This is a genomic window from Paenarthrobacter sp. FR1 (assembly GCF_051106045.1).
Classification (GTDB): Bacteria; Actinomycetota; Actinomycetes; order Actinomycetales; family Micrococcaceae; genus Arthrobacter; species Arthrobacter nitroguajacolicus_A.
This window is the reverse complement of record NZ_JBPFSF010000001.1, coordinates 362,956-386,575: the sequence shown is the minus strand read 5'-3', so window position 1 is coordinate 386,575 and position 23,620 is coordinate 362,956. Positions and strand designations below refer to the sequence as shown.

24 protein-coding genes and 1 riboswitch are annotated in these 23,620 nt (G+C 64.3%); of the genes, 14 read left to right on the top strand and 10 right to left on the bottom strand.

Annotated features, from left to right (window positions below; all coding sequences use genetic code 11):
- Window positions 1-68 precede the first annotated feature (68 nt).
- On the top strand, window positions 69-890 hold the full coding sequence (locus ACR30Z_RS01745; protein WP_434371057.1) for a general stress protein: 822 nt from the start codon (window positions 69-71) through the stop codon (window positions 888-890).
- Window positions 891-975: 85 nt separating this feature from the next.
- Here ACR30Z_RS01745 and ACR30Z_RS01740 read toward each other — a convergent pair whose 3' ends face one another.
- Complete coding sequence (locus tag ACR30Z_RS01740) at window positions 976-2,550, bottom strand: aminopeptidase P family protein (protein ID WP_434371056.1); 1,575 nt, start codon at window positions 2,548-2,550, stop codon at window positions 976-978.
- A gap of 80 nt (window positions 2,551-2,630) precedes the next feature.
- Between ACR30Z_RS01740 and ACR30Z_RS01735 the strand changes: the two genes are divergently transcribed.
- A complete protein-coding gene (locus tag ACR30Z_RS01735; protein WP_144648465.1) occupies window positions 2,631-3,476 on the top strand; it encodes a PHP domain-containing protein in 846 nt (281 codons plus the stop codon).
- Between the two features lie 13 nt (window positions 3,477-3,489).
- On the top strand, window positions 3,490-4,098 hold the full coding sequence (locus ACR30Z_RS01730; protein WP_144648464.1) for a MarC family protein: 609 nt from the start codon (window positions 3,490-3,492) through the stop codon (window positions 4,096-4,098).
- Window positions 4,099-4,121: 23 nt separating this feature from the next.
- Here the strand turns inward: ACR30Z_RS01730 and ACR30Z_RS01725 are convergent, their stop codons facing one another.
- The 4 genes from ACR30Z_RS01725 to ACR30Z_RS01710 all read right to left on the bottom strand — a co-directional run bounded on the left by ACR30Z_RS01725 (window position 4,122) and on the right by ACR30Z_RS01710 (window position 9,537).
- Window positions 4,122-5,000 (bottom strand): DNA-methyltransferase, encoded by an 879-nt coding sequence (locus tag ACR30Z_RS01725; RefSeq protein ID WP_144648463.1) that lies wholly within the window; start codon window positions 4,998-5,000, stop codon window positions 4,122-4,124.
- An 8-nt stretch (window positions 5,001-5,008) separates the two neighbouring features.
- Window positions 5,009-6,715 carry a DEAD/DEAH box helicase gene (locus ACR30Z_RS01720; protein ID WP_144648462.1) on the bottom strand — a complete coding sequence of 569 codons (1,707 nt, stop codon included), beginning with the start codon at window positions 6,713-6,715 and terminating at the stop codon, window positions 5,009-5,011.
- Window positions 6,716-6,983: 268 nt separating this feature from the next.
- Window positions 6,984-8,477, bottom strand: a complete 1,494-nt coding sequence (locus ACR30Z_RS01715) for an RNB domain-containing ribonuclease (RefSeq protein ID WP_434371055.1) — start codon at window positions 8,475-8,477, stop codon at window positions 6,984-6,986.
- 109 nt (window positions 8,478-8,586) lie between these two features.
- The gene (locus ACR30Z_RS01710; RefSeq protein WP_434371054.1) at window positions 8,587-9,537 is read right to left on the bottom strand and encodes a TM2 domain-containing protein; all 951 of its coding nucleotides are present in this window, start codon (window positions 9,535-9,537) and stop codon (window positions 8,587-8,589) included.
- Between the two features lie 112 nt (window positions 9,538-9,649).
- Between ACR30Z_RS01710 and ACR30Z_RS01705 the strand changes: the two genes are divergently transcribed.
- A complete protein-coding gene (locus ACR30Z_RS01705; protein ID WP_434371053.1) occupies window positions 9,650-10,318 on the top strand; it encodes a ferritin-like fold-containing protein in 669 nt (222 codons plus the stop codon).
- 18 nt (window positions 10,319-10,336) lie between these two features.
- Here the strand turns inward: ACR30Z_RS01705 and thiE are convergent, their stop codons facing one another.
- Entirely contained in the window at window positions 10,337-11,020 is a 684-nt protein-coding gene (thiE, locus tag ACR30Z_RS01700) for a thiamine phosphate synthase (RefSeq protein WP_434371052.1), read from the bottom strand.
- A 27-nt stretch (window positions 11,021-11,047) separates the two neighbouring features.
- A riboswitch (TPP riboswitch) is annotated at window positions 11,048-11,167 on the top strand.
- On the opposite strand from thiE, the gene thiO reads away from it, so the two are divergent.
- The 4 genes from thiO to ACR30Z_RS01680 all read left to right on the top strand — a co-directional run bounded on the left by thiO (window position 11,159) and on the right by ACR30Z_RS01680 (window position 13,823).
- Entirely contained in the window at window positions 11,159-12,439 is a 1,281-nt protein-coding gene (gene thiO / locus ACR30Z_RS01695; protein ID WP_434371051.1) for a glycine oxidase ThiO, read from the top strand. It overlaps the preceding riboswitch by 9 nt.
- Complete coding sequence (gene thiS, locus ACR30Z_RS01690) at window positions 12,436-12,672, top strand: sulfur carrier protein ThiS (protein ID WP_434371050.1); 237 nt, start codon at window positions 12,436-12,438, stop codon at window positions 12,670-12,672. Before thiO ends, thiS begins: the two co-directional genes overlap by 4 nt.
- 3 nt (window positions 12,673-12,675) lie before the next feature.
- Complete coding sequence (locus ACR30Z_RS01685) at window positions 12,676-13,473, top strand: thiazole synthase (protein WP_434371049.1); 798 nt, start codon at window positions 12,676-12,678, stop codon at window positions 13,471-13,473.
- Between the two features lie 14 nt (window positions 13,474-13,487).
- A complete protein-coding gene (locus tag ACR30Z_RS01680) occupies window positions 13,488-13,823 on the top strand; it encodes a 4a-hydroxytetrahydrobiopterin dehydratase (RefSeq protein WP_434371048.1) in 336 nt (111 codons plus the stop codon).
- Window positions 13,824-13,914: 91 nt separating this feature from the next.
- Here ACR30Z_RS01680 and ACR30Z_RS01675 read toward each other — a convergent pair whose 3' ends face one another.
- From ACR30Z_RS01675 to ACR30Z_RS01665, 3 genes are read right to left on the bottom strand one after another with little or no spacing between them, the layout of a single operon-like run.
- Window positions 13,915-14,217 (bottom strand): hypothetical protein, encoded by a 303-nt coding sequence (locus tag ACR30Z_RS01675; protein ID WP_434371047.1) that lies wholly within the window; start codon window positions 14,215-14,217, stop codon window positions 13,915-13,917.
- 37 nt (window positions 14,218-14,254) lie between these two features.
- Window positions 14,255-14,479 carry a DUF3107 domain-containing protein gene (locus tag ACR30Z_RS01670; protein ID WP_011775412.1) on the bottom strand — a complete coding sequence of 75 codons (225 nt, stop codon included), beginning with the start codon at window positions 14,477-14,479 and terminating at the stop codon, window positions 14,255-14,257.
- Between the two features lie 50 nt (window positions 14,480-14,529).
- Complete coding sequence (locus ACR30Z_RS01665) at window positions 14,530-15,264, bottom strand: TetR/AcrR family transcriptional regulator (protein ID WP_244296480.1); 735 nt, start codon at window positions 15,262-15,264, stop codon at window positions 14,530-14,532.
- 6 nt (window positions 15,265-15,270) lie between these two features.
- Between ACR30Z_RS01665 and moeB the strand changes: the two genes are divergently transcribed.
- Window positions 15,271-16,473, top strand: a complete 1,203-nt coding sequence (gene moeB / locus ACR30Z_RS01660) for a molybdopterin-synthase adenylyltransferase MoeB (RefSeq protein ID WP_144648451.1) — start codon at window positions 15,271-15,273, stop codon at window positions 16,471-16,473.
- A 76-nt stretch (window positions 16,474-16,549) separates the two neighbouring features.
- Here moeB and ACR30Z_RS01655 read toward each other — a convergent pair whose 3' ends face one another.
- Entirely contained in the window at window positions 16,550-17,872 is a 1,323-nt protein-coding gene (locus tag ACR30Z_RS01655) for a glutamyl-tRNA reductase (protein WP_144648450.1), read from the bottom strand.
- A 158-nt stretch (window positions 17,873-18,030) separates the two neighbouring features.
- On the opposite strand from ACR30Z_RS01655, the gene hemE reads away from it, so the two are divergent.
- The 5 genes from hemE to hemC all read left to right on the top strand — a co-directional run bounded on the left by hemE (window position 18,031) and on the right by hemC (window position 23,619).
- Window positions 18,031-19,146, top strand: coding sequence for a uroporphyrinogen decarboxylase (gene hemE, locus ACR30Z_RS01650; RefSeq protein ID WP_434371046.1), 1,116 nt, complete (start codon window positions 18,031-18,033; stop codon window positions 19,144-19,146).
- Between the two features lie 5 nt (window positions 19,147-19,151).
- The gene (hemG, locus tag ACR30Z_RS01645; RefSeq protein WP_434371045.1) at window positions 19,152-20,630 is read left to right on the top strand and encodes a protoporphyrinogen oxidase; all 1,479 of its coding nucleotides are present in this window, start codon (window positions 19,152-19,154) and stop codon (window positions 20,628-20,630) included.
- 72 nt (window positions 20,631-20,702) lie between these two features.
- Window positions 20,703-21,404 (top strand): hydrogen peroxide-dependent heme synthase, encoded by a 702-nt coding sequence (hemQ, locus tag ACR30Z_RS01640; RefSeq protein WP_144648447.1) that lies wholly within the window; start codon window positions 20,703-20,705, stop codon window positions 21,402-21,404.
- Window positions 21,401-22,624 carry a ferrochelatase gene (locus tag ACR30Z_RS01635; protein ID WP_144648446.1) on the top strand — a complete coding sequence of 408 codons (1,224 nt, stop codon included), beginning with the start codon at window positions 21,401-21,403 and terminating at the stop codon, window positions 22,622-22,624. The genes hemQ and ACR30Z_RS01635 overlap by 4 nt, the downstream gene beginning before the upstream one ends.
- Window positions 22,621-23,619 (top strand): hydroxymethylbilane synthase, encoded by a 999-nt coding sequence (gene hemC, locus ACR30Z_RS01630; RefSeq protein ID WP_434371044.1) that lies wholly within the window; start codon window positions 22,621-22,623, stop codon window positions 23,617-23,619. The genes ACR30Z_RS01635 and hemC overlap by 4 nt, the downstream gene beginning before the upstream one ends.
- The last annotated feature ends 1 nt before the right edge of the window (window position 23,620 follow it).

Genomic DNA, 23,620 nt, shown 5'->3' with positions numbered 1-23,620 from the left:
GCTACCGAGTCTGCTCTCTTTTAGCTGAATTCCAGCCGCTTCACATGTCAATGGGACACAATGGGGCTATGTCTAACATTTTTGGTGCTCCCAAAGCCATTGAGGAATCCCGCAGCGTCCCCCAAGGCGACACTGTTGGTTCGTACACCTCGTATTTGGATGCCCAGAAGGCGGTGGACTACCTCGCGGACCAGCAGTTCCCGGTTCAGCTGGTGTCAATCGTGGGCAACGACCTCAAAATGGTGGAGCGGGTGACCGGCCGCCTGAGCTACCCAAGAGTGGCCTTGTCCGGTGCCTTGAGCGGCATGTGGTTCGGCCTCTTTGTGGGCGTCATGCTCTCCTTCTTCACTCCTGCCGGAGGTCCGTTCTCCATCATCACCTCGGTGCTGATGGGTGCTGCGTTCTTCATGCTGTTCGGCATCGTCACGTACGCCACCCAACGGGGGAAACGCGACTTCACGTCAACCAGCCAGGTGGTGGCAACCAACTACGACGTCATTGTCGCGGTAGAGGCCGCCCACGAGGCCCGCCGTCTGCTCCAGCAATTACCCATGAACCCTTCGCAGGCAGCCACGCCGCAGGCCGCCAACTACAACCCGCACAATGCGCCGCTGCAGCAGCCGGGTCAGGCGCCTGAACGTCCGTCCACCTGGAATGACCCGTACGGCCAGCGCGGCCCCGAGTCAGGTGCCGCCGGCGCCCCGGACAGCCAGAACGCTCCCACCACCCAGCCCGCACCGAATCCTGCACCGGCGGCCGTCCGCTACCCGGACTTGCCCGATGGTCGCCCTCAGTACGGCGTTCGCGTGACCGAAGTCCAGAACGCGCCCCAGAACGCGCCCCAGGACAACGGCCAGCAGTCCGACCCCGAAGGCCAGCCCAAGCAGTAGAAGCGCCTCCGGCAATACACACAGGGAAGGCCACCGGATCTCCGGTGGCCTTCCCCGTGTGCGTGAGTCGTGCAGCGATCCCGCCCTAGGCTTGCGCTTCCTGGTAAATGCCGGCCATCCAGGACTCGACGTCCTCTGTCTTGCGGGGCAATGCGGCGCTGAGGTTCACTGGGCCGTCGGCAGTCATGAGGATGTCGTCTTCGATCCGGACGCCGATGCCGCGGTATTCCTCCGGGATGGCCAGGTCTTCATTCTTGAAGTACAGGCCAGGCTCGATGGTGAAGACCATGCCCTCGGTGAGGATCCCGTCCAAGTACAGCTCCCGCTTGGCCTGGGCGCAGTCGTGGACGTCAAGGCCCAGGTGGTGGCTGGTGCCGTGCGGCATCCAGCGGCGGTGCTGCTGTCCCTCGGGGCTGATGGCTTCCTCAACAGAAACCGGCAGGAGGCCCCACTCGGCGAGGCGTTCGGCCAGGACCGTGGTTGCCGCCGTATGGATGTCGCGGAACTTCACACCCGGCCGGGCAGCGGCGAAACCGGCATCAGCGGCGTCGAGCACAGCTTCGTAAACCTTGCGCTGGACATCGGTGAACGTTCCAGTGGCGGGCAGGGTGCGGGTGACGTCGGCAGTGTAAAGGGAATCTGCTTCCACCCCGGCGTCGAGGAGGAGGAGTTCGCCCGCATTGACGGTTCCGGAATTGCGGTTCCAGTGCAGCACGGTGGCGTTGTTACCGGACGCCGCGATGGTGTCGTAGCCGAGCTCGTTGCCTTCCTCGCGGGCGCGGGCAAAGAAGGCGCCCTCAACAACGCGCTCACCCCGCTTGTGGGTCAAGGCGCGGGGAAGGGCACGAACGACGTCGGCGAAGCCCTCCACGGTAGCCGCGACGGCGATCTTCATCTGCTCGATTTCCCACTCGTCCTTGAGGAGGCGCAGTTCGGACAGTGCTTCGCTGAGCTTCTCATCCAAGGCGTCGAGCTCGCCGAGGTCCAGGGTTTCCGGGTCCTTTGCGGTGTTGTACCGGGCGGTGTCCACCAGTGCGTCGATGTTTTCATCCACCTTGCGGACCAGGCGGATGGAGATACCACCGATTTCCGGAGCTCCGACGTTCTTGGTAATCGCCATTTCGAGCTCGGAGATGTGTGCGGTGGGCAGGCCCAGGCGGGCTTCGAATTCGGCCAGCGTGGGGCGTGCACCGATCCAGAACTCACCAGCGCGGGAGTCTGCGTAGAACTGCTCGGTATCGCGGCCGGCGAGTGGACGGAAGTAGAGCGTCGCGCTGTGGTGACCGCCGTCGTCGCCCTTTCCAGCAGCAACCGGCTCCAGGATGAGGACGGCGTCGGGCTCATGGTCGAGGCCCAACCCGGTGAGGTGGGCGAAACCGGAGTGGGGGCGGAAGCGGTAGTCGCAGTCGTTGGAGCGGACCTTCAGCGGACCCGCCGGGATAACAAGCCGTTCGCCTTTGAACAGTTCGGAAATGGTACGACGGCGGCGGGCGGCATGGTCCGCGACGGCGTCACGCGCAGGGGTCACCTGCGGGGCGGGCGCCCAATTGCTGGCCATGAATGCCTTGAAGGCATCGGATGTGGGCCTCTGTGAGCGGTTGTTGACGCGCGCTTGCAGTGGCTGGGAGGACGAGTTCTGGGTGTTTTCGGCATCGTTCACCGTTACATCGTCCCACCAGTTAGGTGAGGAGGCCAACGGCGCAACGCTCCAAGCGGGCCCACATCCCATAGGCTGGGAAAGTGAGGATAGACCTGCATGCGCACTCCAATGTTTCCGACGGAACCGAGACACCGGCCGGGGTGATCATTTCCGCCGTCGCGGCAGGCCTCGACGCCGTAGCCTTGACGGACCACGATTCCACCGATGGCTGGGAGTCTGCGTCCGCGGCGGCACGCGAACACGGCATTGCGTTCGTTCCGGGAATGGAGATCTCGTGCCGGACAGAGCAGGGCATCAGCGTCCATCTGCTGAGTTACCTCCACGATCCCGCCCACGTGGGCTTGCTGGAGGAGATCACCAAGTCCAAGGACGCACGGCTGACCCGCGCCGAGCACATGGTCACCCTCTTGTCCGAGGATTACCCGCTGACGTGGGACGACGTCATCCACCACGTAGCTCCCGGTGCGACCGTGGGACGCCCGCACATCGCCGATGCCTTGGTGGCCGCCGGGGTAGTCGCGGACAGGACGGAAGCTTTCACGTCCATCCTCACGTCCCATTCGCGCTACTTCGTGCAGCACTATGCGCCCAACCCGGCAGTCGCCGTCGAGCTCGTCAGGGCCGCCGGCGGGGTTCCGGTTTTCGCTCATCCCGTGGCTTCGTCGAGGGGACGCATCGTGGGGGAGCGCACTTACCAGGACATGATCGACGCCGGCCTGCTGGGGCTTGAAGTGGAGCACCGGGACAATCCCGAGGAAGGACGCACTTTCCTGCGTGGGCTTGCGGCTGAGCATGGGCTGCTGATGACGGGATCCTCGGACTACCACGGAGCGGGCAAACCGAACCTGTTGGGCGAAAACACGACGCCGCCGGAGGTCTTGGCGCGGATCGAGGAGTTGGCAACCGGCAGCACGGTAATACGGTGAAGGGGTTCCGCTGATGGATCTGCAACTGCTCGCATCGGTGATCGTCACTCTGTTCGTGATCATGGACCCACCGGGAACCGTGCCGATTTTCATGTCGTTGACGGCTCAAATGTCGGCAAAGGACCGCAACCGTTCGGCGTTCCAGGCGCTCCTGGTGGCCACGGGCGTGATCGTGGTGTTCGCGATTTTCGGCCAGTCGATCCTGAACTACATGCACATCTCGCTGGCCGCATTGCAGGGCGCCGGCGGCCTGCTCCTGGTCCTGATCGCCCTGCAGCTGCTGACAGGATCCACCAGCGGCGAGGAAAACGCCGCCAAGTACAAGAACGTGGCCTTCGTTCCGCTGGGCACGCCGTTGATGGCAGGACCTGGCGCCATTGTGGCAGTCATGGTCTTCGTCCAGCAGTCCACTCAACTGGCGGAGTACTTGGCTGTTGGGCTGGGCATCGCGGTGGTGCTGGCGTCGTTGTACCTGGCCATGCGGTTCGCAGGTGTGGTGCAGCGGGTGCTGGGCGAGAACGGCGTGGAGCTTGTCACCAGGATCGCCGGCTTGCTGCTCTCAGCCATCGCCGTTCAGATGATCGCCGACTCCGTGACTGCCTTCGTGAAGGGCGTTGCCTGACTGAGCCCCCCCAGGAAGCGGGCTCAGGAGGCCGTCGGCTGGATCTGGTGGAACTCAGCTTTGCCACCTAAGCGTTTTTGCATGACTGCGATCGCCTGTTCGTTCTGGTCGACGCACACAAAGCTGCGGCCCAGTTTGGCGGCAACGGCGCCGAGGGTGCCGGAGCCTGCGAAGAAGTCGAGGCACCAATCGCCTTCACGGCTGGAGGCGGAGACGATCCTGCGTACCAGGCCCTCGGGTTTCTGGGTGGGGTAGCCGGTTTTTTCCCGGCCGGTTGGTGACACAATCGTGTGCCACCACACGTCCGTAGGCAGCTTGCCAAGCTCGCGTTTGGCCGGCGTGACCAGGCCAGGCGCCATGTAGGGCTCACGGTCCACTTCGGCGTTGTCGAAGTGGTACCTGGTGGGGTTCTTCACGTACACCAGGATGTTGTCGTGCTTGGTGGGCCACCTGTTTTTGGCGCGGGCGCCGTAATCGTAGGCCCAAATGATCTCGTTGAGGAAGCACTCCCGGCCGAAGATGGCATCGAGCATCACCTTGGCGTAGTGGACCTCGCGGTAATCCAAATGCAGGTAGAGGGTGCCGTCGTCGGCCAGTAGCCGCCAGGCCTCCACGAGTTTCGGCTCCAGGAAGGACCAGTAATCGCTGAAGGCGTCGTCGTAGCTGTGGAGGGCGCCCTTGATGGTGTCGTACGAGCGGCCCTTGAAGCCGACGCGGTCACCGTCGCCGTCCGCGTTACGGACCATGCGGGTTTCCTGGCGTCGCTGGACTCGGCCCGTATTGAACGGAGGGTCCACATAAATGAGTGTGAAGGCGCCGTCCGGCAGCGTAGGGAGGAACTCCGCGTTGTCCGCGTGCACCACCAAGTTGCCGCCGTCCGGCGCCCAAACAGTTTCAGTCATTGAGGGCTTTAGGCCTCGGCGTTGCTGGACTGGGCCGCAGTGGCCTCACCGGAAACCACTTCGCCGTTGCGGCGACGCGTGCGGGTACGACGCGTGCGCGCCGGCTTCTCGGCGTTGTCGGCGGTTGCCGTACGTGTTTCCGAGGCACCGGCAGCGGGGGCTGCTTCACCATCAGAGGTACGACGGCGGCGCGTACGGTTGCGTCCACCTTCGCCCTTGGATTCGCTGGAGGCGGAGTCGCCGGACTTGCCGGAGCGGCCACGGCCGCCATCGCGTCCACGTCCACCATCCCGGCTGCCATTGCGGTCGGAGCCACCGGTGCGTGCATTCTTCTTGCCGGTCTCGCCCAGGTCTTCGAGGACCTCGGCGTCCACGCCTGCGAGGACGCGCTTGTTGCGCGGCAGGCGGCCCTTGGTGCCCTCGGGAATGTCGAGGTCCGTGTAGAGGTGCGGCGACGAGGAGTAGGTCTCGACGGGCTCCGGAACGCTGAGTCCCAAAGCCTTATTGATCAGGCCCCAGCGCGGCATGTCGTCCCAGTCAACGAACGTAACTGCGGTGCCCTTGTTGCCGGCGCGTCCGGTACGGCCAACACGGTGCAGGTAGATCTTCTCGTCTTCCACGCACTGGTAGTTGATGACGTGGGTGACGTCATCGACGTCGATGCCGCGGGCGGCGACGTCCGTGGCCACCAAAACGTCCACCTTGTTATTGCGGAAGGCGCGGAGCGCTTGTTCGCGTGCGCCTTGGCCGAGGTCGCCGTGGATGGCTGCCGCAGCGAAGCCGCGGTCGACGAGCTCCTCAGCGACCTTTGCTGCTGTGCGCTTGGTCTTGGTAAAGATGATGGTCCGGCCACGTCCGCGGGCCTGCAGGATGCGGGCCACCACTTCGGTCTTGTCCATGCTGTGCGCACGGTAGATGAGCTGGCGGATGTCGCGCTTGGTGAGGCCCTCATCGTTCGGGTCGGCTGCCCTGATGTGGGTGGGCTGCGTCATGTAGCGGCGGGCCATGGCGATGACCGGGCCGGGCATCGTTGCCGAGAAGAGCAGCGTCTGCCGAACAGCAGGGGTACCGGCGATCAAGGTCTCGACGTCCGGGAGGAAGCCAAGGTCCAACATTTCATCGGCCTCATCAAGAATCACCATCTTGACGTTTTTCAGGCTCAGGTGCTTCTGCTTGTAGAGGTCGATCAGTCGGCCAGGGGTGCCGACCACAATTTCGACGCCCTTTTGCAGGGCATCAATCTGGGGCTCGTAGGCACGGCCGCCATAGATGGTGGCGATCCGGGCATTGCGCTTGCGCGAGGCGGTCTGGAGGTCGTTGGCCACCTGGACGGCAAGTTCACGCGTCGGGACAATGACCAGGGCCTGGGGTGCGCCGGGAACAGCGAGCTTGGCGTAACCGGCGTCGTCACGGCCAGCGACACGCTGCAAGGCGGGAATGCCGAAGCCCAGCGTCTTGCCGGTACCCGTCTTGGCCTGGCCGATGATGTCGTGCCCGCTGAGGGCGACCGGCAGCGTCATGGCCTGGATGGGGAAGGGGTGCGTGATTCCGGCGTCGGCCAAGGACTCCACGATGTCGGCGCGGACGTTGTAGTCGGCGAACGACTTTTCTTCGATCTCGTGGGGCGTCTCATCCGAGATGATCGTTTCCTCGGGTTCGATGGTTTCTGTTCCGGTGGAGTCGGTCAGGACTTCATGGGTATGCAATTCACTCACAGGGAGTTTCCTTATTCATTTGGGCATTGGCGCTGCATGCTCAACGGGGGCGGCGGAGCCGTACCGGAGCACGAACGGGCGCGCAAGCAAGTCCAGTGGAAGCCGATCGCGGGCTATCTAAGTACTGGCACTGGTGACCAGTTGGTACATCTCAAGATCGCGTAGGGGCGGGCTTGTTGAGTTCAAAAATTAACTGAATCAACGACCGGGCATCCATTACTACAGGCCCAGTCTATCCTCTGGGAGCCCTAAAGCCCGGATCGCGTGTTTAAAGGGGTCTCGCCAATAGTTCGAACCTGATCTCCCGGCTGGCGATGTCGGCCTTCAGGAGACGTACCCTGACCTGGGTCCCGGACTCCAGTTCGCCGTCACAGCGGGCCGTGACGGCCGGCTCGGCAATCTGGACAACGCCGTAAGGGCCATTGCCGTTCCCATTACTCCTGCCGTTGCCGTTTCCGTTGCCATTGGAAGGCTTCGATCCGGAAATCACCACAGCATCAAACTCCTGGCCAATATGGTTGGCGACGAGCGCCGCTTCCACGGTATCCAGGGCTGCGCGCTCAAGGCGTCCGGCCAGCTGGTCCGAACCCGCCATGATGTCGGGCAATGTCGGCAGGGCATCACGCGCCCACGCGGGGATGTCATGGTTGTTGCTGAGGGCTTCACAGATCACCAGGACGAACCGGTCAATCAGGCGGCGCAGGGGAGCTGTGGTGTGGGCGTAGGGTGCGCCGATGGCTGCCTGGACGATTGTGTCAGGCACCTCGCCGTCAAAGGGCGTGTAGCCGGCACCTCGGAAGAGGGTCCCAGCCGAATGCAGGATGGCCAGTTGCTTGGGATCGGAGGCATCCAAGGTCCGCAAATACTCGCCATACGTGACTTGTCCGTCCCACGGTTTGCCGAGGGCGGTGGTTTGCCGTTTGAAGTGCTGCAACGAACGCTCGTCAGGTGCGGGCATGGTGCGCAGGATGCCCACTTTGCCATCAAGCATCAGCCGGGCTGCGGCCATCCCGGTCATGAGGGAGATCTGTGCGTTCCAATCCTCTACGGGCAGCGAGGGAGCCGCGGCGATCCTGTACCCGCCGCCGTCGGTCGCTTGGACTATCTCTTGTTCCGGCATGTTGAGGCTCGCGCCACCACGGAGCCGTTCCAGTTCGACCCGCTTCAGCCCCACTTCCTTGAGAAGCGCCAGGACGGGCGGGGCCGAGCCGTCGTCGATCTGCTGTTGGGCGCCTTTGTAGCTGAGCTTGGCACGGCTTCGGACCGTGGCACGTGCCACGGAAACGGTGACAACCTCCGCGTCGGTGTCCAGGTCAAAATTCCACACGAAGGCGCTGCAGTCCTGATCCGGCAGCAGGCTGCCGGCATTCTCGCTGATTACCTCCGGGTGCAGCGGGATTCGGCCATCGGGGGCGTAGAACGTCTGCCCCCGCTGTCGGGTTTCGGCGTCCAGGGCGCCGCCCGGAGCCACGAAGGAAGGCACGTCGGCGATGGCGTAGAGAACCTTGTAGCCGTCGCCTGCGCGGTCTATGAAGAGGGCTTGGTCCAGGTCCGTGGAAGTCGCAGGGTCGATGGTCACGAACGGAATGTCGCGCAGGTCCCGGTCAGGGAGCTCAAGGGTGTCCACGGCTTCCTGGGCTTCCGCGACTGCCTCCGCTGGGTAGGCTCCAGGCAGCTCCAGCTCCGTCCTTAGCGCGGCAAGGGCCGCCGCGAGCTGGTCCGTTGAGTCGTCGACGTTGGGAGCTATCCGATGATGTGACACGAAAATCAGGTTAGCCCTAAACACACGGATAGTCTTGGACGCCCTCACGCAAATGCCCGCTGTCCAAAGGACAACGGGCATTCGAAGCGCAGTGAATCCGGAGGAGCTGCTAGCTGGCCGGCGTCAGCGTGACCGTGGCAGCCTTATCGCCGAAGTCGTCGTTGACCACCACCGAGGTGGGGCCTCTCTTGATGTCGAAGGCGATGACGCCCTGACGGACTTGTCCGGGTCCGACTTCCTCGGAAGGCAGGCTCCCCATGGCTTCCTCAAGGTAGATCTGCTCTCCCTTGTTGCCGTCAGCGTCGAAGACCTCGAAGTTTGTCGGAGCCGAAAGGCTGGTTCCCGTGACCGTTTCCCACGAAACCTCCATCAGGAGGAACCCTCCGTTTTTCGGCTTCATGTAGGACATGTCGGGAATCTCGGTGGTGTACCCGGAGTTGACGATGCTGACTTTCACCGTGTTGCCGTCGGAGACGGTGACCATGAAGGAGTTGGCGTCAGTGACAGGCCCCGGCGACGGCAGAGGCGCTTCCTGGGAAGTCGAGGGGAGGGCCGGGACAGGCGTGGTACCTCCCTGGACTGCAGCCGCGACGAGCGTCAAAGACACCACCGTGGACACGATTCCAATGATGAGCCCGGCGAACCATACGACGATCGTGATGATCCAGGCCTTCTTCTTGTTCTCCGGATACCCCGCCAGCGGACGGCCTTGCTTATCGCGTGCATTTCCTGTGAGCGTGATGATGAGGTCCACGATGGACCAGATGCCCAAGCCGCCCGCCGTGAGCAACTTCGCAATGCCGGTACCGATCTTGCCCAAGTAGAAGCGGTCCACGCCGAGTCCACCCAAGAGCAGGGAGAGAATCCAGGTAACCAGGAAGGACTTGGCGGGACCACCAAACCCTGGAGCCCCGTACTGTGCTGAACCCGGGCCGGGTTGGAAATCGTTCTGCGGCCCGGCCTGGTACTGGCCTCCGTAGCCGACGGGCGCGGTGGGGATCTGCGGAACTCCTGCTCCGGCATCGTTCTGGGGCGAGGGCGGGTAGCTCGGGTGACTCATTAATGATCCTTCAGTGGGGTGGGTACGAGGTGAGGGCAGGGGCACGTTTGGGACGCCTCGCTGCCAACTCACTTCGAGCCAGCCTAGTAGGCCTCAGGGTTAGTCTTGGACCATGGGCACTTCACCGGACCCACCCGCCTCGGCCGATCAACTCGCAGCAGAGCTCTTCGGAGCCATGGCATATGGCGAGTTGTCCGCATTCGGGCGGCTCTCGTTCGATTCCCGCTACGCGCCCACACTCCATGACCGGTCGGTACTGGCCAAGATAGCCGTGGGTGCCTACGGAAACTTCGCCCTCCTCAGCGATCGACTCTCCGAAATGGGGATCGATCCCGAGGAGGCCATGCTGCCCTTCCAGCGGTCCTTTGACCATTTCCACGAGCGCACCAAACCGGGGGACTGGTTCGAATCCGTGATGAAGGCCTACGTCATCGATACCGTTTCCTCGGACTTCTACCGTGCTGTTGCAGGGTTCCTCGATGCCGGGACGCAGCAGTTCGTTGAGCGGGTGGCATCTCCCGACCAAGCCACCGAAGTCCTCCGCGTCCTGTTGAGGCGGGCGTTGGCCGATGACCCGAGGCTGGCCTCCCGGCTGGCGTTATGGGGCCGCCGGTTGGTAGGCGAAGCCCTGACGCAGGCACAACGCGTGGGAATGGAACACCCCAGGGTGGGGCCAACGTTGAAGAACGGCGGCGACGCCCGGGCCGCGGTGAGGAAACTGACCGGCGAGCTCGCCGAAAGGCACGCGCGCCGAATGACGGAACTCGGACTGACCGCCTGACTGCCCGCCGCGTTGGCGCTACCCGGCGTCCAGGGCTTCGAGCAGCGACTTGGCTGCCGCCGTCGGGTCTTCCGCCTCGGTGATGGCGCGCACGACGACGATCCGGCTGGCTCCTGCGGCCACCACTTGTTCCACGTTGTTGAGGTCGATGCCCCCGATGGCGAACCACGGCAGCTCGACGGCGACCTGGGTGGTTTCGTCTGCGCGCTTGGTGGCTTCTGCGGCATATGTGACCAAGTCCAGCCCCACTGCTGTCCGGCCCGGTTTGGTGGGTGTTGCCCAGACCGGACCAACGCAGAAATAGTCCAAGCCGTCGTTCCCGGGGGAGGCCGTGATTGCCGCATTCACCTGCTCCGGAGTGTGGGTGGAAAGGCCGATCACTGCGGGCTTGGGAAGGAAGGTGCGGGCAACCTTCAACGGAAGGTCCTTTTGCCCGATGTGGAACACGGGAGCCGCGGAAACACTGGCAACATCGGCGCGGTCGTTGACGGCCCAGAGTCGTCCGTGCCGCTGCGCAACGCTGCGCAGGACGGCCAGTATTTCCAGTTCCTCGGCCGCTTCGATGGTCTTGTCGCGGAGCTGGATGATATCCACTCCGCCGGCAAACGCGGCGTCGACGAAGTCTTCAAAATCGCCCTGCCGTTTGCGTGCATCCGTGCACAGATAGAGGCGGGCTGAGGCGAGGGATTCAGGCTGGGTCATGGAATCCAGAGTAGTTCCTCTAAACTGGGCACGTACTGCGGGAGCCGCGACCTTCGTCATATGACTGTCCGGCTGAGAGGGCTTCAGCGCCGACCGCTTGACCTGATCCGGCTAGTACCGGCGTAGGGAAGGAACCGAATGGCAGAATCCCGCCACGCTCCAGGCAACACATCGACAGTTCGCGCGGACGTCGCCGTCATCGGCGGAGGCATCATCGGCCTGGGGATAGCCCACGAGGTCCGTCGGCAGGGCCGCTCAGTGGCGCTCATCGACCCAGCCCCGGCATCCGGCGCCACGTTCGCCGCCGCCGGAATGCTTGCACCGGTCAGCGAATTGCACTACCAGGAGGAAGACCTTCTGGAGCTCATGCTCGAGTCTTCCCGTCTGTGGCCGGCTTTCGTGGGCGGCCTTCCCCGAGCCGGGGAAGGCACCGGATACTGTACGACGCCGACCCTCGCCGTGGGTGCCGACGCCGCCGACCGTCGCGCGCTCGCCGATCTGCGGTTGGTGCAGCTCGCCGCTGGTTTGGACGTCGAGCCGCTGGCATTGCGGGCGGCACGGGAACGCGAGCCCCTGCTCAGCCCCCAAATTTCCTGCGCCTTCGACATTCCAGCCGACCACCAAGTGGATCCCCGGAAACTGGCAAACTGTCTGCTGGCGGGGTTGGCCGCCCATTCGCCCGGCGACGACACCTGGGTGGCCGGTGCCGACCATGGATTCGCCGTAGCCGACTCCGCGCGCGGAGTGCTGTGGAATGGGAACCGGGTTTGCGGAGTGGAACTCGAAGCCGGAGGCACAGTCCTCGCGGGTGAGACAGTGGTGGCCAACGGACTGGGTGCTGCGCACTTGCTCGGCCTCCCCGAGGCCACGGGCCTCCCGGTGCGGCCGGTCTACGGCGACATCCTCAGGCTTCGAGTCCCGGCGCACCTCCAGCCGTTGGTGACAGCTACCGTCCGGGGCATGGTCCGCGGGGTGCCCGTGTATATAGTCCCCAGGGACGACGGAACCGTCGTTATTGGAGCGACCCAGCGCGAGGATGCCCTGTCGGCGACGTCCAACGCAGTCTCCGCCGGCGGTGTCTACCAGCTCCTGCGGGACGCCCAGGTCCTGGTTCCGGCAGTGGCTGAGCTCGAATTGCTCGAGGCCACGGCCCGTGCCCGGCCAGGCACCCCGGACAACGCTCCACTGCTCGGTCGCGTGGCCGATTCACGCGGGGACATCGCGGGGCTGGTCATAGCCACAGGCTTCTTCCGTCACGGTGTTCTCCTCACGCCTGTAGCCGCCAGGATTGTCGGCGAACTGATCGGCGGTTCGTCGGACTCCCGGTGGTCCCGCTTCCGGCCGGACCGTTTCGCGACCAACTTCCCGGAACCCCACACAACCACGCCAGCAGCCGCTCCCAGCAAGGAACCAGTATGAACATCAAACTCAACGGCGCCCACCATACAGTGGCGGACGACGCCTCGGTCAGCACCCTGGTCAGCTCCATCACCGGCCGGGTCCTGGACCACAAGGGACAGGCAGCCGACGGCGGAAAGCTGGGTGTCGCCGTCGCGCGTAATTCCGAAGTTGTGCCGCGCAGCCAATGGTCGGCGACGACGCTCGCCGACGGAGACGAACTCGAACTCGTAACCGCAGTCCAAGGAGGCTGAACCATGACCACAGCAAGTACTGAAATCCGCACAGACGCCTTGGTGATTGACGGCGTCGAATTCGGCTCCCGCCTGATCATGGGCACGGGAGGGGCGCCCAGCCTGGACGGCCTCGGAGCCGCCCTCCTGGCATCGGGGACGGAGCTCACCACAGTCGCCATGCGGCGTTATTCGCCGGCTGAGGCCGGCTCGCTGTTCCAGCTCTTGGTGGACAACGACATCCGGGTGCTGCCCAACACGGCTGGCTGCTTCACGGCCAAAGATGCCGTCATGACGGCGGAACTGGCACGTGAGGCACTGGAAACCGATTGGGTGAAGCTGGAAGTCATCGCGGACGAGCACACGCTTCTTCCTGACGCCGTTGAACTGGTGGACGCCACCGAGCAACTGGTGAACCGCGGCTTCAAAGTCTTCGCCTACACCAATGACGACCCCGTCCTGGCGCTGCGGCTGGAAAACCTTGGCGCCACAGCCGTCATGCCGCTCGGCTCGCCCATTGGAACCGGCTTGGGCATCCTGAATCCGCACAACATCGACCTCATCGTGTCACGGGCCTCCGTGCCGGTGGTTCTCGACGCCGGAATTGGAACCGCTTCGGACGCAGCGCTTGCCATGGAACTGGGCTGTGACGCCGTCCTGCTGGCCACAGCCGTTACCCGTGCGCAGAACCCCGTGCAGATGGGCGAAGCCTTCAAACACGCTGTCATCGCCGGTAGGCTGGCCAAACGGGCAGGCCGGATTCCGCGGCGGGAGCACGCACTCGCGTCCTCGGCCATGGAAGGCCGGGCGGAGTTCCTCTAGCCGAAGGAGCAATCATGGCCGACCAGGCAGACCACCTGACTCAAGCCGCGGTCGACGCCGCCCTCAGGGACCTTCCGGATTGGAAACTTCACGGCGGCCTGGTAACTGTCTACAAAACCTCGACGGCGGCCAAGGCGTTGGCATTGATCGCCGCGATTGGCCGGATCGCCGAAGAACAAAACCACCACCCGGATCTTGACTGGCGCTACAACCGGGTGTACTTGCGCTATGTCTCACATGACGCCGGCGGTCAGGTGACCCGGCGCGACGTCGCGGCCGCGGCCTCCGTGAGTGCAGCCGCGGCGGCGGTTGAAGCCGTTGCGGAGCCCGGGCGTTACCCGGCCGCTTGAAAAAGACTTGAACGCCACAAGCAATGGCCACCACCCCTGGGGGTGGTGGCCATTGCTGTCGTGTAGACGTGATGCGGGACCGGGTATGAGCCTAGAGCCGGAGGGCCTTGGTCATCACCGCGGTATCGTGCTTGGTCCGCGTCCGGCCCAGATAAACCACCACGCCGGCAGCTGCGGCAGTACCCAGCACGATCGGCAGGATCCAAGGGACCCATGTCGCGCCGGGCTGGTACCCCAAGCCGGCGCTGATGAACGCGATCCAGCTCAGCGTTCCGACAGCCGCCGAGACACCTGCCGGCAATGCGATTCCATACTTGCCGTGCCGCTTGTCATTCGCCCACACAATGAAGCCGGTGGCAACGGTGGCGAGAACCACCACGACGAGTGAAAGCATGAAGACTCCTTAGCGGGCGACGCGGGGTGGGAAGACGCTAGAGTGCACCGAAACCGACGCGGCGGACTTCCTCGGCGCCGATCTCAACGTAACCCAGAACGTTTCCGGGAACGATGATCTGGCGGCCCTTCTCGTCAGTGAGGCGCAGTTCCGAGCCCTTGGTAACGGCCTCGGCCACGATCTTGGCTACGGCATCGGCATCCAGGGCGGATTCGAGCACAATTTCACGGCCAACGTTCTGAATGCCGATCTTTACTTCCACAGCAAGGCCTCCAAGCCAATCAAGTGTTAAGTCAGTCCTCTATTTGTAGCCTAGGACTCTTTGGGGAATCGACTGATTCCGCGCCAAGCTAAACGATAGATCAGATCGCTGGCCACATCGAGGTCCAGGTTTCCGTCCGTTTCAAGCCAATACCGGGCGCTGACCTGCGCCATTCCGGCCAGGCCGCGGCCCAAAAGCTGCGCCTCAAGGGGAGGAAGCTTGGTGTCCTCGGCGATGACGTGCGCCACCGCGTCGGCGAACGTCTTATTGAAAGTCTCCAGGCGGGAGCTGACATCGGGATCGTTAATAAGGTCCGATTCAAATACCAGGCGGTGGGCTTGGTCGTCGTCGGCAATGAACCTGTAGTAGGCCCGCATGACGGCTTTGACGCGCTCCTTGTTGTCCGTAGTGGAGTTCAAAGCACTGAGCATCAAATCCGTCAACGTGGCCAGATGGCTGTCCAGGAGGGCCATGTAAAGCTCGCGTTTGGACGGGAAGTGCTGGTAAAGCACCGGCTTGCTGACATGCGCAGTTTCTGCGATTTCGTCCATGGCGGCGCCGTGGAAACCATTGGAGACAAACACTTCCAACGCGGCGTTGAGCAACTGTGCCCGGCGCTCGTCCCGCGGCAACCTTGGTGAACGAGGTGAACCTGTCCGTTCCTGCTTCGCGGGTGCCCCATCGTTTGCCCGTGTGCCGTCAGCCACAGTCTGCCGCCTTTCCTTTGCAGTTATGACCACTCTACCGGTGGGTAATATGACCGGGCGGCATCGGCAGGCATACATTGGGGTATGGCCTCAATTGTTGCTGCCCACTCTGCTGCGCCCACTGTCCTGCCGCCCCTTGTTGAACCGGCCGCCGAGCTTACGCCGGCCGAGGTGGAGCGGTACTCACGGCATCTCATCATTCCGGAAATTGGCGCTGTGGGCCAACGCAGGCTTAAGAATGCGAAAGTGCTTGTCATAGGGGCAGGTGGGCTCGGATCGCCCGCATTGTTGTACCTGGCCGCTGCCGGAGTCGGGACCCTGGGGATCGTGGACGACGACGACGTGGACCTCACCAACCTCCAACGCCAAGTGATCCACGGAGTGAAGGACGTAGGCACCCCCAAGATCGAGTCTGCGCGCAACGCCATTGCCGAGCTCAATCCGCTGGTCAACGTGGTCCTGCACAACGTCCGGCTCGATTCCTCCAACGCCATGGAACTGTTCGCGCAGTACGACCTCATCCTTGACGGTGCAGACAACTTTGCCACTCGCTACCTCGTCAACGACGCCGCTGCCATCCTTGGCAAGCCCTACGTTTGGGGCTCCATCTTCCGCTTCGATGGACAAGTCAGCGTTTTCTGGGCCGAGCACGGCCCCACGTACCGGGACCTGTATCCGGAAGCCCCTCCAGCCGGTTCCGTCCCGTCCTGTGGGGAGGGCGGCGTCTTCGGCATGCTGTGTGCAGCGGTTGGATCGCTCATGGTGACTGAAGCGGTGAAGCTGATCACCGGCGTCGGGCGTTCTCTGCTTGGCCGCGTGGCGCTGTTCGACGCCTTGGGTGGAAGTTGGCGCGAGATCAAGGTATCCAAGGATCCGGAAGCCGAACCCATCACCGAACTCACGGACTACGAGGCGTTCTGCGGCGTGACGCCTTTGGCGCCAACCGATCAGGACCACACGGTCTCTGCCAAGGAGCTCGCCGGGATGCTGGCGGAGCGGGAGTCGGGGGAGCGTGACTTCGAATTGGTTGATGTCCGGGAGTCGGGAGAACACAGCATTGTGAGCATCGACGGTTCAGTGCTCATCCCGCAGGGCCGCATCCTCTCAGGTGAGGCGTGGGTGGAGTTGCCGCAGAACAAGGACATCGTGTTCCACTGCAAGGCCGGGACGCGCTCTGCTGCTGTCCTGGAGGCTGCTCAGAGGGCGGGTTACACCCGGGTCAGCCATCTCGACGGCGGTATTCTCGCCTGGGTCCGGGACGTCGAACCCGGGAAGCCGGTCTACTAGGCGGCGTGGACCGCCCGGCCGTGGGGGAGCGGCCTGGGAAAGGGCCCAGGAAAGAGGGGGCCGCCTTGGAAATCCGTCAGGCGCTTTCGGAGCGGAGCTGCTCGTGGTCTACGGGGCATTCCGCAGCAGGCGCGGCGGCCCGGGGCTGTTCCACCTGGATGCCGTACAGAGCCTCAAGGGCTGCGACGTAGTCTTCCTGCTGGCCATTGGCCGCGAGTTCCCGCGCCCGAACCGTGGGGATGTGCAGGAGCTGCTTGACCATACGGCGCAGCGCGAACTCCACCTCTTCGGCGGCAGCAGTACAACCGTGGCGGGCACGGACCTTTTCCATCTCAGCGTCCAGGACGTTCATGGTGTGGCGGCGCAGCGCCACGATGGCCGTGTCCACGGAACGTGCTTCGCGCTCCGTCTCGAAGGACGTAGCAGCGCCGTTGACGATGGCGCTGGCCTGGGAGAGCGACTCTGCCTGCTCCTGGGGTGCGGCGAGTCGCACTGACTCCAGCGTCAGCAGTTCGACGCCGTCCAGCTCGCCCACGGCAGGATCGAAATCATGGGTAAGGGCGAGGTCGATCGCGATCAACGGCTTGCCGGAGTTCTCCCGTACGCGGGCAAGGTCTGCTGCTTCCACCCGGTTGTCCGAACCACTGCAACCGATCATGACGTCGGCTGCGGCAACGGCGGCGGGAAGCGTGTCGGCGTCGAGGGCCGTACCGCCACGGGTGGCTACGAAGCCTTCTGCCCGGCCGGAAGAGGAGTAGACGGAGATGTCCGTGCAACCGCGTTCCCGAAGAAGGGACATGGTGGCCCCGGCGTACGCCCCGGTGCCGAAGACCACAACCTTCTTGGTGGTCCAATCGTCGTTTTCGGCAAGATCGGTGGCAAGGTCCAAAGCGACGGAGACGATGGAAAGGCCACGGGAGCCCAGGGCGGTCTGTGCACCGACGTCCTTGGCAGTCTTGGAAGCCGCTTGGAAAAGCCGGACGAGGCCGGAGCTCGCGGTGCCTTCCTGCTGGGCGGTGATGAGGGCCCGGCGGACTTGGCCTGCGATCTCACGTTCACCCACGACGGCGGAGTCCAGTCCAGCGCTCACGGCGAAAAGGTGGCGGGTGACGTCAGGGCCCGTGTGGGTGGCGAAGGAACGGGAGACGAGTTGCTCGTTGAGGCCGCTCAGTTCGCTGATCTGGGAAACAAGGGCGGAGCGGGCTGCTTCAAGGTCAGCCCCGTTGGCCGTTTCGCCGTAAACCTCGTAGCGGTTGCAGGTAGCCAGCACCACAGCTCCGGAAACCACCGGGGAATCCGTCAGGGCTGCCGAGGCAAGCTCAGAGGAACCGTTGCTCAACTGAGCGACAGTTTCGAGGTCGATGTCGGCGTGTGTAGCCACCAATGAGAAAAGAACCACAGCACCCCAATCATAGCTTTTTCGTAGCCCGGTAGAACAATGTGGCGCCGTGGTGATCCACACGCAGGTGGGTGATCCCCGCCACAACGGCCCGGGCGGGGCGCGACGTGACAGCTTGTCGTTATCTTTTGCCCCGGATTTTCGGCACAATCGAAGGCATGACTTCTAGCGCGGCAGCATCCAACAGTACGGCCTCCACCGCCCCGGCGGGAACCCTCGACGCCAACCACCCGCTGAGGGACGGCCGGACCTCGGATTCGCCGCTGATCACGGCTTACCGCGGTGGCAAGCCGTCCCGCAGGCCCGTGTGGTTCATGCGCCAGGCCGGCCGTTCGTTGCCTGAATACCTCAAGGTCCGTGAAGGTGTTGCGATGCTCGATTCGTGTCTCAGGCCCGAGCTGGCCGCCGAGATCACGCTTCAGCCTGTTCGCCGCCACGACGTCGATGCCGCCATCTTCTTTTCCGACATCGTGATCCCCTTGAAGCTGGCGGGAGTGGGCGTGGACATCGTCCCCGGCGTAGGCCCGGTGCTGGACAAGCCCGTCCGCACTGCCGCGGATGTCGCAGCCCTGCCCACCCTGACGTGGGAAGCCCTTGAGCCGATCCGTGAAGCCGTGCGCCTGACCGTTGCCGGGCTCGGCAAGACTCCGCTCATTGGATTCGCCGGTGCGCCGTTCACCTTGGCCGCCTACATGGTTGAGGGCAAACCGTCCCGCGACCACCTCGGTCCACGGACCATGATGCATGCCGATCCGGAAACCTGGACGGCGTTGGCCAATTGGGCTGCCGATGCTTCCGGCATGTTCCTCCAGGCGCAGCTTGAGGCGGGCGCCTCGGCCGGACAGCTCTTCGACTCATGGGCGGGATCGCTCGGCTTGGCGGACTACACCAGGTTCGTGGCGCCGGCCTCGGCCCGCGCGCTCGACCATGTCCGCGGCCTCGGCGCGCCGCTGGTCCATTTTGGTACGGGCACATCAGAGTTGCTGGTTGCCATGCGCGACGTCGGCGTCGACGTGGTGGGCGTCGACTACCGCCTGCCGCTCGACGAGGCCAACCGTCGTTTGGGCGGAACGGTTCCGCTGCAGGGCAACATCGATCCCGCGCTGCTCTCGGCGCCCTGGGAGGTCCTTGAAGCCCACGTCCGTGAGGTCGTCGCAGCAGGAGCGCATGCACCGGGCCACGTCCTGAACCTTGGTCACGGAGTTCCCCCCGAGACGGACCCCACTGTCCTGACGCGGGTGGTGGAGCTCATCCACTCGATCCCCGCAGAGTAGGAATCATGCGCGGGGGACGAGCAACGCCCAATCCGCACGCCGGACGGCCGGAGGCCGTGGTGGTGGGCGGCGGCATCTCAGGGCTGCTCGCTGCCCGGGAGCTGGCCATAGCGGGCACATCCGTTACGGTCCTTGAGGCCAGCGGGAACTGGGGAGGCTGCGTCGGGAGCCACGTTGTTGCGGGATTGCACCTGGACAGCGGCGCCGAGTCCTTCGCTACGCGGTCCACGGCCGTGGCCGACCTCGCGCGCGAACTCGGCTTGGAAGACAAGATCGTCGCTCCCCATCCGGGCGGCGCGTGGGTTCAGTTGCCGGACGGTCCTCAGGAACTGCCCAAAACGGGAGTCCTCGGCATTCCGGCCAACCCTTGGGATCCTGAGGTCCGGCGTTCGCTCGGGTTGGCGGGGGCGGTGCGCGCCTCTCTTGACCGTTGGCTGCCGGCTTCGCTGGGTACGTCAGCCGAGGTCACCAGTGTTTCAGCGTTGGTCCGTTCCCGCATGGGCAAGAAGGTTTTGGAGCGGTTGGTCGCCCCGGTGGTAGGTGGCGTTCATTCGGCCGATCCGGCCCTCTTGGATGTCGACATGGTCGCGCCCGGGCTCCGGTCGGGACTCCGCGAACATGGCTCCCTGGCCGCAGCGGTTGCCGCCCAGCGCAAGGTCGCCCAAAGCAAGGCAAGCGCAGGTTCGGGTCCCGCCAAGGCCGGTTCCGCCGTCGCCGGTCTGATGGGCGGCATGAATACGATCGTCGAAGCGTTGGTCGCTGACCTGCGGGAGCGTGGCGTGGAACTGCTGACGGGCAAGCGCGCCGAGGACATCGTCAAGACGCAAGGCGGCTGGCGGGTCACCGCCGGCGATTCTACGTACGACGCCGGGCGGCTGGTGGTGGCGCTGGACGGTCCTGCTGCCGTCGGGCTGCTGGAAAAGTCCATGCCGGAGTTGTCCGGCTTGCGTCCTGCTCCCGGACCGTTGGTGAGCCTGGTGACCATCGTGGTGGACCTGCCGGAACTGGACCGCCGGCCTCGTGGCACCGGAATCCTGGTGGCACCGCAGACTCCCGGGGTGAAAGCGAAGGCATTGACCCATGCCACGGCCAAGTGGGACTGGTTGGCCGAAGAAGCAGGTCCTGGAACGCATGTCCTGCGTCTTTCCTATGGTCGGCGCGAGGAGGCCGGTGGGGGAGCCGACCTTGTCCTTGATGACGACTCGCTCCTGGCCGCAGCCCTGGAGGACGCCTCCACGTTGTTGACTGTTCCGGTGACCCAAGCTGACATTGTGGATTGGGACGTGGTGCGGTGGGCGGGTGCCTTGCCGTTTGCCGCCGTCGGTCATAAACAGCGCGTAGCGCAAGTGCGGAAGGCCTGTGCCGCCGTGGAGGGCCTGACGGTCGTCGGGGGCTGGTTGGCCGGTAATGGCTTGGCGGCCGTGGTCGCAGATACGAGGTCGCAGCTTGCCGCCGGAAATGCCGAGGGGCCGTCGATTCCGTGATTTGCGTCACTTCTACGCCTTGTAGAACTGATCCGTTTCGACTTAGTGGCTGGCACGGGGCAAACTTGAACCATGAGCCACACTTCTGCCGAATCTGTCACTAAAACTGCTGGTACCGAAGAGCAGTTCTTCACGCTCTGGACCGTCTTCAAGCGCTCGGCCGATGTCCTGCGCAGCGGCGATGCTGCCCAGGAATTCGAAGCCCTCGTGGAAAAACTTGCCGAAGATGGCGTGATCCTGCGCGGCAGCTACGACGTTTCCGCCATGCGCTCGGACGCCGACATCATGGTGTGGCTCCACGGCGCCAAGCCGGAAGACCTGCAGTCCGCCGTCCGCTCCATCCGCCGCAGCAAGCTTTTCGCGGGAACCGAGATCGTCTGGTCCGCCATGGGTGTGCACCGCGAAGCAGAGTTTGCCAAGAGCCACGTGCCGGCTTACGCCCGTGGCGTCGAGCCGAGCACCTGGCTGTGTGTCTATCCCTTCGTCCGTTCCTACGAGTGGTACATCCTGCCTGCCGAAGAGCGTGGCGCCATGCTCCGCGAGCACGGCATGCTCGGCCGTGAATTCCCGCAGGTCATCTCCAACACCGTTTCCTCGTTTGCCCTGGGCGACTGGGAATGGATCCTTGGCCTTGAGGCCCCTGAACTGGTGGACCTCGTTGACCTGATGCGCCACCTGCGGGCCACCGACGCGCGCAACCACGTCCGCGAAGAAATCCCCTTCTACACCGGCCGCCGGGTGACCGCAGCCGAGATTGCCGAGGTCCTGGCGTGAACGAGCTTGCAATCTCCACCGCCCGTAACGACGTGACCGAGCGCGGCCGGCAGGAACCGAAGCAGTACGATGCCGTGTTGCTTGCCTCCTTCGGAGGTCCCGAAGGGCAGGAAGACGTCATTCCCTTCCTCCGCAATGTCACCCGTGGCCGCGGAATCCCGGACGAGCGCCTCGAAGAGGTCTCGCACCACTACCGCGCCTTTGGTGGCATCAGCCCCATCAACCAGCAGAACCGTGAGCTGAAGGCCGCCATCGAGGCCGAACTGGCTCAACGCGGGATCGAGCTCCCAGTGCTCTGGGGGAACCGGAACTGGGACCCGTACATCGCGCCGGTCCTGCAGGACGCCTACGACGCCGGCCACCGCCGCATCCTGATGCTCACCACCAGCATCTACTCCTGTTACTCCAGCTGCCGCCAGTACCGCGAAGACATCGGCATCGCGTTGACGGAAACCGGTTTGGACGGCAAGCTGCAGGTCGACAAGATCCGGCAGTACTTCGACCACCCCGGCGTGGTCCAGCCCTTCCTTGAAGGCACCGCCTCCGGACTGCAGGAAATCCGCGAGAAGCTGGCAGCGGCGGGTGAAGCCGACCCGGACTCGAAGATCCGCGTCCTTTTCGCCACGCACTCCATCCCCACCCGTGACGCCGAGGCAGCTGGCCGCTCCGAGGACGAGCCCCGCGAGTTCGCGGAGGGTTCCGCCTACGCCGCCCAGCACCTGGCCAACGCCAAGGCCATCATGGATGTCGTCGCGCCGAACGTCGCATGGGACCTCGTGTACCAGTCCCGCTCGGGCGCACCCCACATTCCGTGGCTGGAGCCGGACATCAACGACCACCTGGAGGAGATCGCACCCCAGGGCGTTCGCGGCGTCGTTATCGTGCCGCTGGGATTCGTCAGCGACCATATGGAAGTCGCCTGGGACCTCGACACCGAGGCACTGGAAACCTGCAAGAACCTGGACATCGAAGCCACGCGCGTTCCCACTCCGGGCACGCATGCAGCTTTCGTGTCCGGCCTTGTGGACCTCATCTGCGAACGCACCGTGGACAACAACATTGCTGACCGTCCGCACGTGACCGACCTCGGTCCTTGGTACGACGTCTGCCGCCCGAACTGCTGTGAAAACTTCCGTGGTGCCAAGCCCGTCATCGCTGAGGTTGGGACCACCATCGGCAGCGGCCACGATGCCTACCCTGCGTCGGAGGCAGCCAAGTGACTGTTCGCATCGGCACCCGGGCGAGCAAACTGGCCCTGACGCAGACGCAGCAAACCGCCGATAAATTGGCTGCTGTTGGCGGCTTCCCGGTGGAGCTCGTGCATATCAAGACCGAAGGTGACGTCAAGACCGGGTCACTCTCGCAGATGGGCGGCACGGGCGTGTTCGTTGCGGCTTTGCGTGACGCTTTGCTGGCTGAAACCTGCGATGTCGCCGTGCACTCCCTCAAGGACCTGCCCACAGGGGCAGCACTCGGCCTCAGCATTGCCGCGACGCCCAAGCGCGTGGATGTGAGGGATGTTCTCTGCGCTCGCGAGGGCATGACCCTCGCCGAACTGCCCGGTGGCGCCAAGGTGGGCACAGGCTCGCCCCGCCGCGCAGCGCAGCTTAGGGCAGCGCGCCCGGACATCGAGGTCCTGGATATCCGTGGAAACGTCGATACCCGCCTTGGCCGCGTGCCCGGACTTCCCGGCAATACCAGTGACGAGGTTGTTCCCGGTAAGTCCTGCGACCTGGACGCCGTGGTGCTGGCGGCCGCCGGCCTGGAACGGATCGACCGGCTGGATACCGTCAGCGAGTTCTTCGAATTCGACGTCATGCTGCCCGCGCCCGGGCAAGGAGCGTTGGCCATCGAGTGCCGCACGGACGACGCTCCGCGGCTGGCAGGTTCCACTGAAGGCTCCAGCGGGGTGCTGGCACAGGCCCTCGCTGCACTGAACGACGACGACACCCGCCTCGCGGTAACCGCTGAGCGTGCAGTACTGGCCAGGCTTGAAGCGGGGTGTGCAGCTCCCGTTGGTGCTTACGCCTTCCGCAAGGGCAGCATGCTGCACCTCGAAGCAGTGGTTTGCGCCGTGGACGGAACCAAGATCGTGCGCGAAAAGAAGGCCACCGACGGTCTGACCGAAGTTGGCGCCACTCTGCTCGGCATCGAAGTGGCTGAGCTGTTGCTCGCCGCCGGTGCCGCGGAGATCGCGGACCTTGCAGCATCCTGAG

What these genes read in the sequence shown, in the direction of transcription:
- ACR30Z_RS01745 (WP_434371057.1), top strand. Translation starts at nt 69, where the DNA reads ATGTCTAACATTTTTGGTGCTCCCAAAGCCATTGAGGAATCCCGCAGC.
- ACR30Z_RS01730 (WP_144648464.1), top strand. Translation starts at nt 3,490, where the DNA reads ATGGATCTGCAACTGCTCGCATCGGTGATCGTCACTCTGTTCGTGATC.
- ACR30Z_RS01725 (WP_144648463.1), bottom strand. Translation starts at nt 5,000, where the DNA reads ATGACTGAAACTGTTTGGGCGCCGGACGGCGGCAACTTGGTGGTGCAC.
- ACR30Z_RS01710 (WP_434371054.1), bottom strand. Translation starts at nt 9,537, where the DNA reads ATGAGTCACCCGAGCTACCCGCCCTCGCCCCAGAACGATGCCGGAGCA.
- ACR30Z_RS01705 (WP_434371053.1), top strand. Translation starts at nt 9,650, where the DNA reads ATGGGCACTTCACCGGACCCACCCGCCTCGGCCGATCAACTCGCAGCA.
- thiE (WP_434371052.1), bottom strand. Translation starts at nt 11,020, where the DNA reads ATGACCCAGCCTGAATCCCTCGCCTCAGCCCGCCTCTATCTGTGCACG.
- thiO (WP_434371051.1), top strand. Translation starts at nt 11,159, where the DNA reads ATGGCAGAATCCCGCCACGCTCCAGGCAACACATCGACAGTTCGCGCG.
- thiS (WP_434371050.1), top strand. Translation starts at nt 12,436, where the DNA reads ATGAACATCAAACTCAACGGCGCCCACCATACAGTGGCGGACGACGCC.
- ACR30Z_RS01685 (WP_434371049.1), top strand. Translation starts at nt 12,676, where the DNA reads ATGACCACAGCAAGTACTGAAATCCGCACAGACGCCTTGGTGATTGAC.
- ACR30Z_RS01680 (WP_434371048.1), top strand. Translation starts at nt 13,488, where the DNA reads ATGGCCGACCAGGCAGACCACCTGACTCAAGCCGCGGTCGACGCCGCC.
- ACR30Z_RS01675 (WP_434371047.1), bottom strand. Translation starts at nt 14,217, where the DNA reads ATGCTTTCACTCGTCGTGGTGGTTCTCGCCACCGTTGCCACCGGCTTC.
- ACR30Z_RS01665 (WP_244296480.1), bottom strand. Translation starts at nt 15,264, where the DNA reads ATGTATGCCTGCCGATGCCGCCCGGTCATATTACCCACCGGTAGAGTG.
- moeB (WP_144648451.1), top strand. Translation starts at nt 15,271, where the DNA reads ATGGCCTCAATTGTTGCTGCCCACTCTGCTGCGCCCACTGTCCTGCCG.
- hemE (WP_434371046.1), top strand. Translation starts at nt 18,031, where the DNA reads ATGACTTCTAGCGCGGCAGCATCCAACAGTACGGCCTCCACCGCCCCG.
- hemG (WP_434371045.1), top strand. Translation starts at nt 19,152, where the DNA reads ATGCGCGGGGGACGAGCAACGCCCAATCCGCACGCCGGACGGCCGGAG.
- hemQ (WP_144648447.1), top strand. Translation starts at nt 20,703, where the DNA reads ATGAGCCACACTTCTGCCGAATCTGTCACTAAAACTGCTGGTACCGAA.